Source organism: Barnesiella sp. An22 (assembly GCF_002159975.1).
GTDB classification, from domain to species: domain Bacteria; phylum Bacteroidota; class Bacteroidia; order Bacteroidales; family Barnesiellaceae; genus Barnesiella; species Barnesiella merdigallinarum.
In genome coordinates, this window is sequence record NZ_NFJR01000001.1 from 216,365 (window position 1) to 234,745 (window position 18,381).

10 protein-coding genes are annotated in these 18,381 nt (G+C 49.6%); 4 read left to right on the plus strand and 6 right to left on the minus strand.

The annotated features are described in order from the left end of the window. Positions 1-18 precede the first annotated feature (18 nt). The gene (locus B5F38_RS00975; protein ID WP_087407450.1) at positions 19-2,583 is read right to left on the minus strand and encodes an ATP-dependent Clp protease ATP-binding subunit; all 2,565 of its coding nucleotides are present in this window, start codon (positions 2,581-2,583) and stop codon (positions 19-21) included. Positions 2,584-2,795: 212 nt separating this feature from the next. Between B5F38_RS00975 and gyrA the strand changes: the two genes are divergently transcribed. Both gyrA and B5F38_RS00985 read left to right on the plus strand, forming a co-directional pair. Further along, positions 2,796-5,294 (plus strand): DNA gyrase subunit A, encoded by a 2,499-nt coding sequence (gene gyrA / locus B5F38_RS00980; protein ID WP_087407451.1) that lies wholly within the window; start codon positions 2,796-2,798, stop codon positions 5,292-5,294. Positions 5,295-5,388: 94 nt separating this feature from the next. Then, positions 5,389-6,609: a tetratricopeptide repeat protein gene (locus B5F38_RS00985; RefSeq protein ID WP_158096819.1), complete on the plus strand. Its 1,221-nt coding sequence runs from the start codon at positions 5,389-5,391 to the stop codon at positions 6,607-6,609. A 1,331-nt stretch (positions 6,610-7,940) separates the two neighbouring features. Here the strand turns inward: B5F38_RS00985 and B5F38_RS00990 are convergent. The 4 genes from B5F38_RS00990 to B5F38_RS01005 all read right to left on the minus strand — a co-directional run bounded on the left by B5F38_RS00990 (position 7,941) and on the right by B5F38_RS01005 (position 14,396). After that, a complete protein-coding gene (locus B5F38_RS00990; protein WP_087407453.1) occupies positions 7,941-8,522 on the minus strand; it encodes a helix-turn-helix transcriptional regulator in 582 nt (193 codons plus the stop codon). A gap of 756 nt (positions 8,523-9,278) precedes the next feature. Continuing rightward, positions 9,279-12,098: an excinuclease ABC subunit UvrA gene (gene uvrA, locus B5F38_RS00995; protein ID WP_087407454.1), complete on the minus strand. Its 2,820-nt coding sequence runs from the start codon at positions 12,096-12,098 to the stop codon at positions 9,279-9,281. Beyond that, positions 12,095-13,048, minus strand: coding sequence for a lytic transglycosylase domain-containing protein (locus B5F38_RS01000; RefSeq protein WP_087407455.1), 954 nt, complete (start codon positions 13,046-13,048; stop codon positions 12,095-12,097). The genes uvrA and B5F38_RS01000 overlap by 4 nt, the downstream gene beginning before the upstream one ends. Positions 13,049-13,064: 16 nt before the next feature. Then, on the minus strand, positions 13,065-14,396 hold the full coding sequence (locus B5F38_RS01005) for a gliding motility-associated C-terminal domain-containing protein (RefSeq protein WP_087407456.1): 1,332 nt from the start codon (positions 14,394-14,396) through the stop codon (positions 13,065-13,067). A 255-nt stretch (positions 14,397-14,651) separates the two neighbouring features. On the opposite strand from B5F38_RS01005, the gene B5F38_RS01015 reads away from it, so the two are divergent. Further along, positions 14,652-16,667, plus strand: a complete 2,016-nt coding sequence (locus B5F38_RS01015) for a LysM peptidoglycan-binding domain-containing protein (RefSeq protein ID WP_158096820.1) — start codon at positions 14,652-14,654, stop codon at positions 16,665-16,667. 3 nt (positions 16,668-16,670) lie between these two features. Beyond that, entirely contained in the window at positions 16,671-17,348 is a 678-nt protein-coding gene (locus B5F38_RS01020) for a porin family protein (protein WP_087407459.1), read from the plus strand. Here B5F38_RS01020 and holA read toward each other — a convergent pair. Beyond that, positions 17,339-18,379, minus strand: a complete 1,041-nt coding sequence (gene holA, locus B5F38_RS01025; RefSeq protein ID WP_087407460.1) for a DNA polymerase III subunit delta — start codon at positions 18,377-18,379, stop codon at positions 17,339-17,341. The two genes, B5F38_RS01020 and holA, sit on opposite strands and share 10 nt — an antisense overlap. Positions 18,380-18,381 lie beyond the last annotated feature (2 nt).

An 18,381-nucleotide genomic window follows, 5' to 3' on the forward strand; every position in this document is an offset into this window, starting at 1 on the left:
TATTCTCTTTCTGTCGTGTCACGCCTCTTTCTTCGAGTCGATAATCGACGAAACGATTTTGTGATTTTCCTGGTCGAAGTCGACCCGTATCGTATCACCCTCCTGAACGGTAGCCCGGATAATCATCTCGGCCAACTCATCCTCGAGATATTTCTGGATGGCCCGTTTCAAGGGTCGGGCACCGAACTGCACATCGTACCCCTTCTCGGCAATGAAGTTTTTGGCAGCATCGGTGATTTCGAGGTGATACCCCAACGTCTCTACCCGTTTGTAGAAGCCGCTCAATTCCAAGTCTATAATCTGGAAGATGGCTTTCTTGTCGAGCTGGTCGAACATGACGATGTCGTCGATACGGTTCAGGAACTCGGGCGAAAAGGCACGGTTCAGAGCCTTTTGGATGACACCCCGCGAGTAGTCTTTCTCCGAAACGGTATTGGTCGAGAAACCTACGCCCTGGCCGAAATCCTTCAACTGGCGGGTACCGATGTTCGAAGTCATAATCAGGATGGTATTCTTGAAGTCGATACGACGGCCCAGACTGTCGGTCAACCGGCCTTCGTCCAAGACCTGCAACAGCAGATTGAATACATCGGGGTGAGCCTTCTCTATCTCGTCGAGCAGTACGACCGAATAGGGTTTGCGGCGTACCTTCTCGGTGAGCTGGCCACCCTCTTCGTAACCCACGTATCCCGGAGGGGCACCAACGAGCCGCGACACGGTGAACTTCTCCATATATTCACTCATGTCGATGCGGATAAGGGCATCTTTCGAGTCGAACAGATACTCGGCCAACTTCTTGGCCAGATGCGTTTTACCTACGCCCGTCGGACCCAGGAACATAAAGGTACCGATAGGCTTGTCGGGGTCTTTCAATCCCACCCGATTGCGCTGTATGGCCTTCACCACTTTGTCTACAGCCTCGTCCTGACCGATAATTTCGCGCTTCAGTTCTCCAGCCATGGCCAGCAGTTTGTTGCCTTCGGCCTGAGCAATACGCTGCACGGGCACGCCGGTCATCATGGCTACCACCTCGGCCACTTTCTCTTCGTCGACAATCTCGCGGTGTTGCTGCATCTGTTTCTCCCAGTTGTCTTTGGCCGTCTCCAGAGAGAGCTGCAACTCCTTCTCCTTGTCGCGGAAGCTGGCTGCCAATTCGTAATTCTGCGATTTCACGGCGTTTATCTTGTCCTCGCGGCAAGTCTCGATTTGAGCCTCCAGACTCTCGATCTCCTTAGGTACCGTAATGTTCGACACATGTACCCGGGCTCCCGCTTCGTCCAAGGCATCGATGGCCTTGTCGGGGAAATTCCGGTCGCTGATATAGCGGTCTGTCAATTTGACACAAGCCTCCAGCGCAGCGTCGGTATAGGTTACGTTGTGATGGTCTTCGTAACGGCCCTTGATGTTGTTGAGAATCTGCAGGGTCTCTTCGGGTGTCGTAGGCTCGACCATAATCTTCTGGAACCGACGCTCCAAGGCTCCGTCTTTCTCGATATTCTTGCGATACTCGTCGAGCGTGGTGGCACCGATACACTGTATCTCGCCCCGCGAAAGTGCCGGCTTCAGCATGTTGGCCGCATCGAGCGAACCGGTAGCGCCACCGGCCCCCACGATGGTGTGAATCTCGTCGATAAACAAGATGATATTGGGGTTTTTCGAGAGTTCGTTCAAGATAGCCTTGATGCGCTCTTCGAACTGTCCGCGATACTTGGTGCCGGCTACAATCGAAGCCATGTCGAGCGAAATGAGCCGTTTGTCGAACAACACACGCGATACCTTACGCTGCACGATGCGCAGAGCAAGCCCCTCGACAATAGCCGATTTGCCCACACCCGGCTCACCGATGAGTACCGGGTTGTTCTTCTTCCGGCGGCTCAATACCTGGGCCAGCCGCTCTATCTCGTTGTCACGGCCTACGACGGGGTCGAGACGACCCTCTTCGGCCGCCTTGGTCATATCGGTACCGAAGTTGTCGAGCACGGGTGTATCGTTATTGCTGCGCTGTGTCGAAGCGCTGCTGCCACTGCCGCCTTGCTGTTGTTCGCGGCGATAGTTGCGCTCATCCTCCAGTTCGTCGTCATCGTCGTCGGTAAAACCGGCTCCCATGCCGCGAGGGGAGGGGTGTTGTTCGGCCTCTGCTTCGCCAGTCGCTTCACCTTTTAAAAAGGCCGACACTTCGTCGTAGGTGATGTCGTTCGTATGGAGTATTTTCGCAGCCGGAGAATCCGATTCTTTCAAAATGGCCAGCAACAAGTGCTCCGAGTCGGTCTCTTGGCTCTTCATAAATCGAGCCTCGAGCATACTCATTTTCAACACTCTGTCTGTGCTTTTACTGATAGTCAGCTCGCTCGACTGCTGTTCCATGTGATTGTTGGAAGCGGATAGTTCATTTTCCAGCGAACTCTTTATCGTGCGAAGAGAAGCACCCAGCCCCACTAAGGCATCGACAGCCCGATTGGCCCCATCGCGTATAATTCCCAGCAACAAATGCTCGGGAACGATGTTGGAATTTTGAAGGCGTTCGGCTTCCTCCCGGCTGTAACCGAGAATTTCCTTTACATGTTGTGAAAAGTTTCTTTCCATAAACAAATCTGTCTCCTTATATTGATTTAGCAAATATACCACCTTTACGCCAAATATTGGCAGGTAAATATTATTTCTTGTGTATAACAAATAACATGCCGAATTTTCCCATTTGCCGAAGATTATTTATTGAGGGAGATACCTCGGTTTTTTCAAAAAATTGGTATCTTTGTACGCTAAAGAATCAATGTATAACCAATTTTCACTAATAAATGATTGACCAGGATAGAATTCTAAAGATAGACATCAATCAAGAGATGCAATCGGCCTACATCGATTACTCCATGTCGGTGATTGTAGCTCGAGCCTTGCCCGATGTGCGCGACGGTTTCAAGCCGGTACACCGCCGGGTGTTGTTCGGTATGGACAAACTGGGAAACACATCGGATAAACCTTACAAGAAATCTGCGAGAATCGTCGGTGACGTATTAGGTAAGTATCACCCGCACGGCGATTCGTCGGTATACTATGCACTGGTACGTATGGCCCAACCGTGGTCCTTGCGTTACCCGCTGGTCGACGGCCAGGGTAACTTTGGTTCGGTCGACGGCGACAGCCCTGCCGCCATGCGTTATACCGAGGCGCGACTCTCGCGCATTGCCGAAGAGACGCTTCGCGATATTGAAAAGGATACGGTCGATTTTACCCCCAACTTCGATAACACGCTCGAAGAGCCTACCGTATTGCCCACCCGCATACCGCAACTGCTGGTAAACGGGGCCTCGGGTATTGCCGTAGGTATGGCGACCAACATGCCGCCTCACAACCTGTCGGAGTGTATCGATGCTTCGGTTGCTCTGATCGACAACCGCGACATCACCATCGAGGAGTTGATGCAATATATCAAGGCTCCCGACTTCCCCACAGGGGGCATCATCTACGGCTATGCCGGTGTAAAGGATGCTTTCGAAACAGGCCGCGGTCGTATCGTCATCCGTGCCAAAGCCGAAATCGAGGTAGACAGCTCGACGGGTCGCGAATCGATTATCGTATCGGAAATTCCCTATGCCGTCAACAAGTCGGAATTGATTAAGAAAATCGCCGACCTGGTCGAAGAGAAACGTCTGGACGGAATCTCGAACATCAACGACGAGTCCGACCGTGCCGGCATGCGCATCGTTATCGAAGTCAAAAAAGATGCCAACGCCAGCGTGGTGCTGAACAAGCTGTTCAAAATGACCGACCTGCAGTCGTCGTTCAGCGTCAACAACATTGCACTGGTACATGGTCGTCCTCAAACCTTGAACCTGAAACAACTGCTCGAATCTTTCGTTGACCACCGTCACGAAGTGGTTTTGCGCCGGACTCGATTCGACCTGGCCAAAGCCGAGGAGCGGGCCCATATACTCGAAGGTCTGATTATTGCATCGGACCACATCGACGAGGTTATCAAGATTGTAAGAGCTTCGCAGACTCGCGAAGAGGCCCGCACGCGCCTGATGGAGCGCTTCTCGCTCAGCGACAAGCAGGCTCAGGCCATTGTCGATATGCGTATCGGTCAGTTGACCGGTCTCGACCAGGACAAACTGAGAAACGAGTATGCCGAAATCGAAAAGATGATTGCCTATTATCACCAGATTTTGGCCGACGAAGCGGTCTGCATGAAGGTGATAAAAGACGAGCTTATCGAAATCAAAGAGAAATATGGCGACGAGCGCAAGACCGAAATCGTCTACTCGTCCGAAGAGTTCAATGCCGAAGACTTCTATGCCGACGACGAGATGATTATCACCATCTCGCACATGGGCTATATCAAACGTACGCCGCTCTCCGAATTCCGTGCACAAAACCGGGGTGGAGTAGGGGCCAAGGGCAGCAACACCCGCGAAGAAGACTTCATCGAATATATCTATCCCGCTTCGATGCACAACTACATGCTCTTCTTCACGCAGAAAGGTAAATGCTACTGGCTCAAGGTATACGAGATACCCGAAGGCTCCAAGAGCTCGAAGGGTAGGGCCATACAGAATATGCTCAATATCGACTCGGACGACAAGGTAAATGCCTTTATCCGCGTGAAACGGTTGCAAGACCCCGAATACAACATGTCGCACAACCTGCTCTTCTGTACGCGCAAGGGTATCATCAAGAAGACCAAACTCGAAGCCTATTCGCGTCCTCGCCAGAACGGTGTGAATGCCATCACCATTCGCGAAGACGACCAGGTGATACAAGTGCGGCTCACCACGGGCGACAGCCAGATTGTCATTGCCAACCGTCACGGCCGGGCCATCCGCTTCCACGAGAGCGCCGTACGTGAAATGGGACGTAATGCTACCGGTGTAAAGGGTATGACCCTCGACAACGACGACGATGCCGTAGTAGGAATGATTTGCGTAAACGACCCCGAGAAAGAGACCATCATGGTGGTTTCGGAGCAGGGATACGGCAAACGCTCGCTCATCGAAGACTACCGCATAACCAACCGCGGTGGTAAGGGTGTGAAGACCTTGAACATCACCGACAAGACCGGTTATCTGGTTGCCATCAAGTGTGTAACCGACGAGAACGACCTGGTCATCATCAACAAGTCGGGTATCACGTTGCGCATGAAGGTAGCCGACGTGCGTGTCATGGGCCGAGCTACGCAAGGTGTTCGGTTAATCAACCTCGAAAAACGGAACGACGAAATTGCTTCGGTCTGCAAAGTCTTGTCGGACAGTGTCGATGAGAACATGCAGGACGACAACGTCACCGAAATCACAGAATAATTGTTAATCCTAAAATAAACACGCAATGAAAAAAACAACATTAACCGCAGTATTACTGCTTTCAGTCATTTGCGCATTTGGCCAAAAGAAAGCGGTGAACCGAGCTTTCAGCGAAGCCAAGATGGAGAATCCTAACTTCCAGGAGGCCCGTACCACCATTCAGGGTGCACTGACCGATCCCGAATCGAAAGACGATGCCAAGACTTGGTATGTAGCCGGTTTCATCGAAAACACCTATTTCGAAAAAGACAATGTTCAAAAAACATTGGGTATGACGTTGAAAGACGGCGACGGTCCCATGTACGACGCTCTGGTAAAAAGCTACGAGTATTTCCTGAAATCTATCGCGCTCGATACGCTGCCTAACGAAAAAGGCAAAGTAAAGCCCAAATATGTAAAAGACATTCGTAAAACACTGAAACAAAACATCGATGGATTTGCCAATGCCGGCGTATACTATTTCACACAGAAAGACTACAAGAAAGCCTACGATGTGTGGGGTATCTACCTGGACATTCCCAAACTCTCGATTATGAAGGGTGAGAAAAGCGGTCTTCCTGCCGACTCGACTATCGCCATTCTGGAGTTCAACCGGGCTTTGGCTGCCTTGCAGACACAAGATCACGCTCTGGCTATCAGCGCACTGAACGACGCTAAAGGCAACGGCTACAACCAGAACGACATCTACAAATACCTCGTTTACGAATATGAGCAAACTCAAGACACGGTCAACCTGATTCAAACCCTCCAGGAAGGCGAGAAGCTGTTCAAAAACGAAATGGTAGAGGTTAAAGACGAAATGGGCAACACGGTGATGGACGAGAACGGCCAGCCCAAAATGCAAAAAGAAAATACCTACACGCTGAAACTGATTAACCTCTATATCTACAGCGGTAAGTACGACGAGGCTATCGCCACGCTCGATGCCATCTTGGCCGAAGAACCCGACAAAGCCGAGTATTGGAATGTAAAAGGTAATCTGTACGAGTCGCAAAAGAAATACGACCAATCGATCGAGTGCTTCGAGAAGGCTATCGAAATCAATCCTACCTATGCCGATGCTCTGGGCAACATGGGTCGTATCTACTTCAACCTCGCCGTACAGAAAAACAACGAAATCAGCTCGATTACCGACAACGTAAAATATACCGAAGCTCGTGAAAAAGAGGTAATTCCTCTGTTCGAAAAATCGCGTCCGTACTACGAAAAAGCATACGAACTGAAACCCGATGAACCGGACTATAAGTATGCGTTGCGCAACATCTATTACAACTTGAACGATGCCGAGAAACTGAAAGCTATCGAAGGCCAATAATAGTCAATCGGTAAAAACCATAAAAAAAACAGCCATTCTTTCGGAGAGTGGCTGTTTTTTTATACCGATGGAGCGACTTGCTACCATTGTAAAAGATCTGTGCCCTCGAAAAATACACGCCCACGAACCTCTATACAATTCCGGCCTTCATTATACCAGATGCGCATAGGGCGACCATTCATACTACCCGAAGCTCGTTGAATATTGACTGTGGATATTTTCCGATCGATAAACTCCTGAATAATGTCCCAATGCTTAACCTAGGCAGTTTCATCGTTGAATAGGTCGCAAAGCTGCTCAGCACTCAGTTTCTTCAAATCGATATTTTCCATTTAATCCTCCTTTTTAGTATACCATAAATCGAGAAAGCGAGAATAAATTACATCCATCCAAAGATATGAAAGGAGAGGATAAAAACAAACCTAATCCGCAATATTTTAGGGCTCGCATGCAACATATAAAAGCTCGCAAAGCAGCACTTGAAACCCACAAAACATAAAACATTTCGTTTTTACAATTCTGCACTTCACGTATAAAGATTATATGCAACCATTGAAAATACGCGTATAACCGCTCGTTATTCCATGCTTGGGAAAGGTATCACCAGCAATAAATAACTACGATAAAAACGGCTTAAAGGAGGCTCAAATGCCACAAATGTAGATTAGGTTTGAAGACCTGCAATCACCATTAAGCCGTTTCTGCTATAACAGAGATATCCATTGTTGGTCAGGTATCATCTATTCATCTCTCGGTTTCCAACAAATATTCATCTTCGTATATTTCTCTCGATTGTCTATTTATCATAATATAAATTATAGAACATTTTATTTTTTACAATTCTACTCTCGTTTATAAGAGATATGCACCCACTGAAAATTATCCCAGCTCGTGCCGAGGACTCATTCTTTAAGCCTCACACTGCGACCGTCCTATTCATAAAATAGTCCCCACTGGTCGGCATCTTCCGAATCGACAGGATAGATTGACCGGAAAGGTTGACCGATGGAGGCCGACGTATGTAGTCGATGGTCTTGTAGCTGAGGTTACCAGCAGGATAATGGCGAGCGCCGCAATAAAGAGAGCGGTACCCCAGGAACCTTATCCAGGCATTGAGCCATTGGGTGGCGTAGTAGTCGTAGTATCCGCTCAGGTAGAGGAAGGTGCCTTGGTCACACTCTACATCAGCATATCATGTGTATAGGCATACTACACTCGAACTCGAGGGTTCGGTTTAGCTTAAAATTTGCCCAGACTGGATTTACGGGGTCCAACAGATGTTAGGGAGAACCTGAAAGCAAAAAAATCGAGCGTAATTGAAACTCTTGAATCTAAGACTCGGGAGAGAAGCTCTCGAAAGTGTTGTCGGAGTAGAAAATCATGATTTTGACGATTCGTCTATTTTTAGCATCGGCTTCACGAGTTGGAATATACGGGATATTTTTCGATCTTTCACTCTCATTTTCAGCAGGATTTGCAAAATTTATAGCCCTATTTGAGCTATTTTCCTTCGCATATTCGGGTTTGCTCGTATCCTCGGCCGTATTTTTACCACTCTCGTCATCGAATAGCGACATGAACGGAGAGCCACCAGCAGGTAAACCCGAATCATCTTCGGTCGGGATGATAGTCGACGATTCGATTGCTGCGGAAAAGGCGCCATTCGACTCTGACAGGAGCATCGGGCCATTACCATACAGCAGCCAATAAATAGAGAGGTCGGGGTACCTCTCATGTATCTTACCGATAGTCGTGATACTGATTTTCTGGTTGCGACCACTTAGCATCTGCGACATCGACGGACGTTGTATCCCGGTGTTGTCGGCAAATTGTGTAATGGTAATTCCCAGGTAGTCGATAAATTGTTTGATACGATCGGCCACGGCAAGTGCCACAGTTTTATCATTTCCCATAAAGCAGATTTTTAAGCCTGAAAAACGTTACAAATGTAATCAATACAATTTAAAAATCAAAATCCTATGAGTAGTTTTCGTAAATAACAGATGTAAACAGCAGTACCCGCAAATTTGCAAATTGAATATGCGAGGTAGATGTCACATTTGTAATTCGGGTATCACATATATTAAATTTATACTTTATAAAATATATCTTAAGTTATTGATAATAAGTATATAAAAATAGCATATATGCCGATTTGATAAGGATTTTGATCGATGATGATATTTTATTATAAATAAAAACTACACATATAGACATACAATATATTGATATATAAGTATATATAGCATAAAATATTACAGATAACTAATATTTATTGGCTTGTGTATGCTGTATTTACAAAATTATCTCCTACCCCCTACTCTATTTACATTTAAATTAAAAGAATAAATACAACAGTAAATTTTCACTGAGTTGTATTTGTAAATTATTGATTTGCAAATGTAATTTTAATAATAATTGCATCGCTCCTACTTTTTTGGAGGCTTATCTCGCCTACGATTTATTTTTGATGTACCGATGTAAATCGTTTCGTAAATAGCTCAAGGATTTTGCATCAAAACGGCACAATTTCGAATCTACTGTTTTTATATACAATCAATTATACAAATACAAACAGCTATACAAACCAATACGAAATAGAAAAAAAGAGGCCCAAAGCCTAAGCCTTGAGCCTCTATAACCGTTTTATCGGCGTTTATCGATGTTACTTAATCTTTCAACTCTTCACGCAGGTAACGAGCCGTAAATGTATCGCATTGACTAACCTTCTCGGGGGTTCCCGTAGCTAACACGTAACCGCCGTTGCGTCCACCCTCCGGCCCCATGTCGATAATGTGGTCGGCACACTTGATGATGTCGAGGTTATGCTCAATAACAATCACGGTATTTCCTTTCTCGACCAGTCGGTTCAGCACCGACAGCAATACACGTATATCCTCGAAGTGCAAACCGGTGGTTGGTTCATCGAGTATGTAGAGCGTTTTGCCGGTATCGCGTTTGGAAAGTTCGGCAGCCAGCTTCACCCGCTGGCTCTCTCCACCCGACAGCGTGGTTGAGGGTTGCCCCAGTTTGATGTAGCCCAGCCCCACCTCTTGCAGCACTTTGATTTTGGAGATGATGGCCGGAATATTTTCGAAAAACTCGACAGCCTGGTTGATGGTCATGTCCAGCACATCGGCAATCGATTTTCCTTTGAAGCGCACCTCTAGAGTCTCACGGTTGTAGCGTTTGCCATGGCATGCTTCGCACGGCACCAGTACATCGGGCAGGAAATTCATCTCGATAGTCTTGTAGCCGTTGCCACCACACACCTCGCAGCGCCCGCCGGCTATGTTGAACGAGAAGCGTCCCGGCTTGTAGCCGCGGATCTTTGCCTCGGGCAACTCGACAAACACATTTCGGATGTCGGCAAACACCCCGGTATAGGTAGCCGGATTGGAGCGCGGCGTGCGCCCCAGCGGCGACTGGTCTACGGTCACCACCTTGTCGATATTCTCCAGCCCCTCGATTTTTTCGTAGGGCAACGGAGCTTGCAACGAGCGATAGAACTTCTGGCTGAGAATCGGCTGCAGTGTTCCGTTAATCAGGCTCGACTTGCCGCTGCCCGATACGCCGGTCACACAGATAAATTTACCCAGAGGAAACTCGACCGTTACGTTTTTGAGGTTATTGCCCGTAGCCCCCGACAGCACAATCTTCTTACCATTGCCTGGCCGACGCTGGTGCGAATACTCGATTTTCTTCTCGCCGTTCAGATATTGCGCTGTGAGCGTGTTGGTCTTGAGCATCTCTTCGGGGGTACCGGCAAAGACGATGTTGCCACCGAGGCGCCCGGCCCGAGGGCCCAGATCTACCACATAGTCGGCGGCCAGCATCATCTCTTTGTCGTGCTCCACGACGATAACCGAGTTGCCCATATCGCGCAGCTCCTTCAGCGAATTGATGAGCCGGGTATTGTCGCGCTGGTGCAACCCGATACTGGGCTCGTCGAGAATATAGAGCACATTGACCAGTTGCGAGCCTATCTGCGTAGCCAGCCGTATGCGTTGGCTCTCGCCGCCCGACAAGGTGGCCGAGGCCCGGTTGAGACACAGATAGTCCAGCCCCACATCGACCAGGAAGTGCAACCGGCTGCGTATCTCTTTCAATATCTCCACGGCAATTTTGCGTTGCTGCGGTGAGAGTTCGTATTCGACCTGATTGACCCACTCGTACAGTTCCGAAATATCCATCTCAGCCAATTCGGCAATGTTCTTCCCGGCTATCCGGTAATGCAGGGCCTCGCGGTTCAGCCGTCGGCCTTCGCAACTGGGGCATACGGTCGTCGTGACAAACTGTCCCGCCCACTTCTGGGCCTGCGACGAGGCATCGCTCTGCTGTTGTACCTCGATATATTTGATCAAGCCATCGAACGAGAGAAAGTAGTTCGATGTACCCAACGACTCGTTTTTGATTTGCAATCGTTCGTCCGTCCCGTTCAGAATATCGTCGAGCGCCTCCTCGGCTAGGTCTTTGATGGGAGTCTTCAGCGTGTTGCCATACTTCTCGCAGATAGCGGCAATCTGCCAAAATATCAAGGTATTTTTATATTTACCCAATGGGACGATGCCTCCTTCGTAAATCGACTTCTCGTCGTTGGGGATAATCTTTTCACGGTCTATGATATTGACATAGCCCAACCCCTTGCATCGGGGGCAGGCACCTTGCGGCGAGTTGAACGAGAAGTTGTGCGGGGCCGGTTCGCTATACGACAAACCCGTTTGGGGGTCCATAAGCGTGCGGCTGTAATGGCGCAATTCCTGCGTGTCGGCATCAAGAATCATCAACTGGCCGTCGCCCTGTTTCATGGCTGTCTTTACACTCTCTTGCAGCCGGCGTTCGTCGTCCTTGTCGACCACCAGCTTGTCGACCACCAGCTCGATGCTGTGATTCTTGTATCGGTCGAGCTTCATGCCGTGTGTAATCTCGCGCAATTCACCGTCGATACGTACGGTCAGGTATCCCTTGCGGCGCACCTGTTCGAACAGCTCCTTGTAGTGCCCCTTCCGGTTACGCACCAGCGGTGCCAGTATGTAGGTACGGCGGCCCTGGTACTTCTCCAGAATAAGTTCGATAATCTTCTCCTCGGTATATCGCACCATTTTCTCGCCCGACAAGTAAGAGTAAGCCTCGCCGGCCCGGGCAAAGAGCAACCGCAGAAAATCGAAAATCTCGGTCGTCGTTCCTACCGTCGAACGCGGATTCTTGTTGGTTGTCTTCTGCTCGATAGAGATCACGGGGCTCAACCCGGTAATCTTGTCCACATCGGGACGCTCCATATTGCCGAGCATGTTGCGGGCATAGGCCGAAAATGTCTCGATATAGCGTCGCTGCCCCTCGGCAAAGATGGTATCGAACGCCAACGACGATTTGCCGCTGCCGCTCAATCCGGTAATCACCGTCAGGCTGTTGCGCGGGATGGTGACATCTATGTTTTTGAGGTTATGCACACGAGCGCCATATACCTCGATTTGATCTTCTGCTTTCATTTCTTATCGATTACCCACTCTTTTCTGTAAGCTGTAAACTTACGTTTCGTGTAATACAAATCCTCTTTTTGTGGTATCTTGATGTAATAGACTCTTCTCGACTTGTCGGGCATGGTGCGAGCACGTAACCAAGGGTTGGCCTCTTTGAGCTGGGCATAGGATACGCCATGCTCCTGAGCAAAAAGTGCCAGGTTTTCGATGGTCGTGTCGACCCGTATCTCGGTATAGCGAATAGGTTGGTACAGCTGACGGGTCTTCAGCTTGTACCCGTATTTGGCCGGTGAAGAGAAAATCTCTTTCATGGCCAGGATGCGGAACACATAGCGCGAGGTCTCTTCGTTCAGCCACAAGTCGAACGAATGGTCGGCCAACTGCTTTTTGAGCTCCGAAGAGATGCGCCCCATGCCGGCATTGTACGATGCCGCTACGGTGGTCCAACTTCCATACTTGGCATAAGCCTCTTTCAGGTAACGGCATGCGGCCCGGGTCGACTTCTCCACATGGCACCGCTCGTCGATGTCGTCGTTGACCTCCAGGCCGTATTCACGCCCCGTGCGTGGCATAATCTGCCAGATGCCCATGGCCTTGGCCGGAGAGACAGCCCGCGGGTTGAGGGTGCTCTCGATAACGGCCAGATAGAGGAAATCGCTCGGGATGCCCTCCTCTTTCAGGATAGGTGCCATGATGGGGAAATAGCGGTTGGCCCGCTTGATGGCCAGCGAGGTCGAGGAGTGCATGTAGCACAGCGTGGTCAACTCGCGGTCGAAGCGTTCGTACATGTCGAGCCGGTCCAGGTCTACCACCTCTCCGGCGAATTTCACTTGCAACGGAAATTCGGGAATCACTACATCCGAAAACTCCTTTTGCGCCATCTCCTCGCCCTGTACCTGTTGTACAAAAAGGGGCGAAACAACCGACAGCGCAACCATAAAATATTTGTTCAATCTCATCGGTTACAGCGTTTTTTCAATCTTTGGAACGCATGATGTTGATGTGTCCCTTCAGTTTAATCTTTTGGCCGTTGGAGCCTTTTGCCTCGATCACATAATAATAGACTCCGGGGTCGACATACTTGCCATGATACTTCCCGTCCCAACCATTTTCGGGGTTGTCGAGATAGCACATCTGTACCCCCCATTTGTTGAATATCCAGCATTTGAAGCTCACAATCGACTTGTAGGCCACCTTCCATTCGTCGTTCACGCCCGGACTTGTACCCGGCGAGAAGGCATTGGGAGCCTCGAGGCGGGGCTCGCCGATGTTGACGGTAAAGGTCTCGCTGTAAGCCTGACACTCGGCCGTACTGTTGCTACCTACCAGGCGCACATACGTGACCCCTTCGTCGCGGAAAGTGTAGCGCAGGGTCTGGTCGTTGTAACGGGCAATCGTGGTCGAGAAATCCTCCTTGTCCGAAAACTCCCATTCGATGTGAGTCACGGCATCGGTCGTATAGGCCTGAAACTCGATTTCGGCCGGAGCCGAACCGCCCAGGTATTCGGTCGGATGCCGGTCGTCTTCGTTGAGCGCATCCTCCCGATAGCTCTGCTCGGCGACAGCCGTCACCCCTATCGCCGTAGTTACATACTCTCCTGTCGATACAGTCTGCTCCATACCCCAATAGTTGAGCAATTGGTCGCCCGAGATGACAAAGTCGGTATTGCATAGCGGTGCCGTCACTTGGACGGTCGACGTGAAATTGTCAATCGTCTCCGACTGGGCGGTCTGCACATAGGTGAGCGCTTCGGCATTCCACACCAGACTCATGTAACTGACAGAAAGTTCACGATTCAGCACCTTGGGTGCACCGTTTATCGAGTAGTAGTTGAGCCGCGAGCCGCTCCCGTCGAGCAGCAGCGTGGTGAGTTCGCACTGCCCCGAGTCGTTCGAGACCGATGCCCCGTTCAGCACGAGAGGAGCCTGCGAATAGTCGATTATCCACAGGTAGTAGCTGCGTCCGTTCTGTTCGATTATATATCCGCAATCGGCTTCGGTCAGGGTGAGTGTCGAGAGGTACCCGTTCTGCACCGCACCGGTGACCGGTGTGGATGTAGCTGCCCCCGACGGGCCAAACTTGCTCCACGAGATGAGCGAATCGTCGGCACCCGAAAATTCGACTGTCGCCTGGTCGAGCGAGTAGACGACAAAGACTCCCCCATTCAGACCGGTACTGGCCTCGGGAGTATAGCTGTATGCCGGTTTCCCCCCACCCGTCACGGTTATCTGTTGGGCACACAAGCCGCCAAATGTAAAGAGAGCTGTCAAAAACAAGAGGAATCTGTACATATCAATCCGAATCATAAATGTGAATGACAAAGTTACAACTTTTCGACCAATCGCATTTCTATCCGCAATTTAAAATTTCCCAATAAAGCCGCTTCGATAAGAATAATTGAGACAAAGGCCCTACCCATACGTTTTTGACTTGCATCTGACAATATTTTTATATACTTTTGTTTCTTGTATATTACCATCAGACACAAAACGCAAACCATTAACAATATGAGATATACACGAATAACGATAGTTTTGCTATTCTGTTTTACTGCACTCTTTATGCTTTCGGCTCAAACCGAAAATTTACAAACCAAGGTTATCGACGGAAAAGAATTTTATATCTACAAGGTAAAACCCTCGGAAGGGTTCTATGTGCTCAGCCAGAAATTCGGCATTTCTCAAGAGGAGATTATCCGCTACAATCCAGCTGCCAAAAACGGGCTGAAACGGGGACAACTACTGATGATCCCGACTCACAGAACAGCTCAGGGCGAGCCCGAAGGCTCTGAAATAGAAAGCACCTTCGAGCATACCATCGTGCGAGGCGAATCGCTCTACTCCATCTCGAAGATGTACAAAGTGACTATTCAGAGCATCATCGACCTGAACCCCGGTTCCGAGCGGGGTATCAAGGCGGGAGCCACACTGAAAATTCCACAACGCTATAAAAAAACGACCTCGAAAGCCCAAAACAAGACTGTCACTACGGCAACAGCCAAATCGCAAGGTACAGCCGTAACGGCAACATCCACCCCTACTCCCGAAAATACAACCGCTACGACCGACAACGGAAACGGAGAGTATGTATATCATACTATCGGCGAAGGCGAAACGCTCTTCTCCATATCGAAAAAGTACGATATCGACATAGAAACCATTCTCAAACTTAACCCCGGCATCTCTCCCAACCACCTCAAGAAGGGGTCGGTCATTCGACTTACCCCCGATACCAAAGAGATAAACGTGACTATCGAGCAAAAACAACTCTACACACAGTACAAGGTGCGCAAGAAAGAGACCTTGTACAGCATCTCCAAAAAATTCGGGACCACAGTCGAGGAGATTAAAAAGTGCAATCCCGACCTCAAGCAAATTCGTCAGGACGACATCATCAATATCCCGGCCGGTATCGAATACAATACCGTGACGGCCGAAAACCCCATCACCAGCGCCGAAATCAACAACATATACAACAAGCTGTACAAGAGCGACAAACGGGGAGTAATCAACGTAGCCGTGATACTGCCGTTCATGTTGCAACAAACACACCCCGACACCAAAGCCAGCCTGTATACCGAATACTACCAAGGTTTCCTGATGGCCGTAGACAGCCTGAAACGCCAAGGAGCCTCGATCAACGTGTACGCCTACGATTCCGAAGAGTCGGACGCTACGGTACGCCGCATCCTGACCAATCCCGAGATGAAGGAGATGGACTTGATTATCGCTCCCGAAAGCGACAATCACATCAAACTGATTGCAGACTTCGGCCTGGCCAACGACATCAATGTGGTCAACACCTTCTCCCTCAAGAACGAAGAGGTTTCGCACAATGCCAAAATCTTCCAGACCAATATTCCTCACTCGTACCTCTACGCCGAAGCCGCCGACCGGTTCATCCGTTATCTGGGCAACCGCAAGGTGATATTCCTCACCCACACGGGCGAAGAGAACGACAAGCGCGACTTTATTGCCGGACTGAAAGAGGAGCTTTCACGTGCCCATATCGCATACAGCGAGATTCGATTCGACAACGAACTGAACCTGTTGAATCAGGATTCCATTCTAACCGGAGCAAGCGGAATCGTATTCGTTCCTACATCGGCCAAGAAAAAAGAGCTGTCGTTGATTGTTGCCCCTATCGAGACCCTCAAAGAGAACCGGACCGACCTCGACATCGCCCTCTTCGGTTATCCCGAGTGGCTCACGCAGGTACCCGAATATCTGAACGAGTTCTATAAGTTGAACACCTATCTCTACTCCCGCTTCTATGCCAACCCCTTCGACGAAAATACCAAGGCGTTCCACAAGCGGTTCCTCTATTGGTACAACAAAGACATGATCAATGCCAGCCCGCAATATGCACTGCTCGGTTTCGATACCGGCATCTACTTCCTCACGGCCATACGGGCCAACGGCAAGAATTTCGCCACCCAGCAGTTGACCTCTTCGAGCGACCGTATCCAGACCGATTTCTCGTTCCAGCGCATCAACAACTGGAGCGGATTCATCAACAAGTCGTTCTATTTTGTCAACTTTGCTCCCGATTTCACGATCAAAAAAATTAGAGAATAATTCATGAGACTGTTGCGATATATCTGTTTGCTTGCCGCCCTCGTCACCCTGCAGACGGGTTGGGCACAGCGTAGCGATTACGAGCCCGAATTTACCGTGGGCATAAAGGGGGGGACCACCTTGTCGAGTGTATCGTTCACCCCTACCGTCACCCAGTCGCTGCTGTTGGGATACACGGGTGGAGTCTCGGTGCGCTATATCGAAGAGAAATTTTTCGGACTCATTGCCGAGGTCAACTTCACCCAATGCGGTTGGAACGAGACCTTCGATACCGACCCCTATACCTACTCGCATACCCTCAATTATGTGACGGTACCCTTCCTCACCCACTTCTTTTTCGGGAACCGGGTGGTGCGCGGTTTTATCAATGCCGGGCCACAGATTGGATTTCTTCTGGGCGACAGCTACAAGAGCAATTTCGACATCCACAATCTGCCCGAATTCAGCCAGAAAAGCAAGGTGAAAGAGATATATACCATGGACATCGCCCACAAGATAGACTACGGTATCATGGCCGGTGCCGGTATCGAGTTCCGCATAGCCCGCTCGCACGGTATCGTACTCGAGGGTCGCTACTACTACGGATTGGGCGACATCTTCAGAAACCGAAAGAAAGATGTTTTCTCGGCTTCACATAACCAGATTATCACTATCTCGCTGGGGTATCTCTATCACTTCTGATACGGGCTGTACAGAATTTTGAAAACCAGTTCGCGCAACAGGTCTCCATCGTTGCTCGAAGCTCCCGACCCGATACCTTTCGACCGGGCATCGTACTGCCGGATAAGGGCAATGATGTCGATACACTTGAACGCGTTGTAGATCCGCATGGCCGTCAGATAGTCGCGTGCCTGAGAGGGGTAACGTAAGTTGAGTTCCTTGGCTATGCCATTGTCCGACCGATCGGCCGAAAAGAAACAAAGTAACAGATTGGCAAAGAAGTTGAACAGCACACTTATGGTCACCACCAGCGGGTTGTTCTTGGGATTCTGCTCGAAATGGTTTACAATTCGGGCCGCCTTCGGCACATTGTGCGCGACGATGGCATTGAGCAGTTCGTAGTTGTTGTAATCTTTACTGATACCCACATTCTGCTCTACCGCCTCGGGAGTGATGCGCATGCTCCCCTCGGGCAGCGAAATGGCCAGCTTGTCGAGCTCGCCGCTCAACCGGCTCAGGTCATTCCCCACGAAATCGGCCAGCATCGACACCGCTTTGGGGTCGATCGACAGTTTTTTCGCAGTCACATAGGTATTGATAAACGCCGGCAGCTGGCTGTCGTACAATTTTTTCGACTCGTATACCAGTCCTATTTTCTCGATACCGGCTATAATCTTTTTATTCTTGAGCGAGCCGTTTTTGTAGCAGATAACCAGAATCGTGCGCATCTGAGGCTTCTGCAGATAGTACGATAGATTGTCTATCCCCTTGATATTCTGAGCCTCCTTGACAACAATCAGCTGATGTTCGGCCATCATCGGGAATCGTTTGGCCGCATTCACCACCAGAGCAAAGTCGTCGACATCGGCTCCATACAGAATGGTCTGGTTGAAATCCCGCTCCTCCTCCCTCAAGGCATTGGCAATGATGGCATCACAAATCAGGTCGATGTAATACGACTCATCGCCCATGAGCAGGTAGACAGGCTTGAACAACTTCTTGCGAATATCCTGCAAGATGGCAATATGCTGGTTGGAATCTTTCTTGGCCATAG

Coding starts and splice junctions, on each gene's coding strand:
- holA (WP_087407460.1), bottom strand. CDS start 18,379: ATGGCCAAGAAAGATTCCAACCAGCATATTGCCATCTTGCAGGATATT.
- uvrA (WP_087407454.1), bottom strand. CDS start 12,098: ATGAAAGCAGAAGATCAAATCGAGGTATATGGCGCTCGTGTGCATAAC.
- B5F38_RS01005 (WP_087407456.1), bottom strand. CDS start 14,396: ATGATTCGGATTGATATGTACAGATTCCTCTTGTTTTTGACAGCTCTC.
- gyrA (WP_087407451.1), top strand. CDS start 2,796: ATGATTGACCAGGATAGAATTCTAAAGATAGACATCAATCAAGAGATG.
- B5F38_RS01015 (WP_158096820.1), top strand. CDS start 14,652: ATGCTTTCGGCTCAAACCGAAAATTTACAAACCAAGGTTATCGACGGA.
- B5F38_RS01000 (WP_087407455.1), bottom strand. CDS start 13,048: ATGAGATTGAACAAATATTTTATGGTTGCGCTGTCGGTTGTTTCGCCC.
- B5F38_RS00990 (WP_087407453.1), bottom strand. CDS start 8,522: ATGGGAAATGATAAAACTGTGGCACTTGCCGTGGCCGATCGTATCAAA.
- B5F38_RS01020 (WP_087407459.1), top strand. CDS start 16,671: ATGAGACTGTTGCGATATATCTGTTTGCTTGCCGCCCTCGTCACCCTG.
- B5F38_RS00975 (WP_087407450.1), bottom strand. CDS start 2,583: ATGGAAAGAAACTTTTCACAACATGTAAAGGAAATTCTCGGTTACAGC.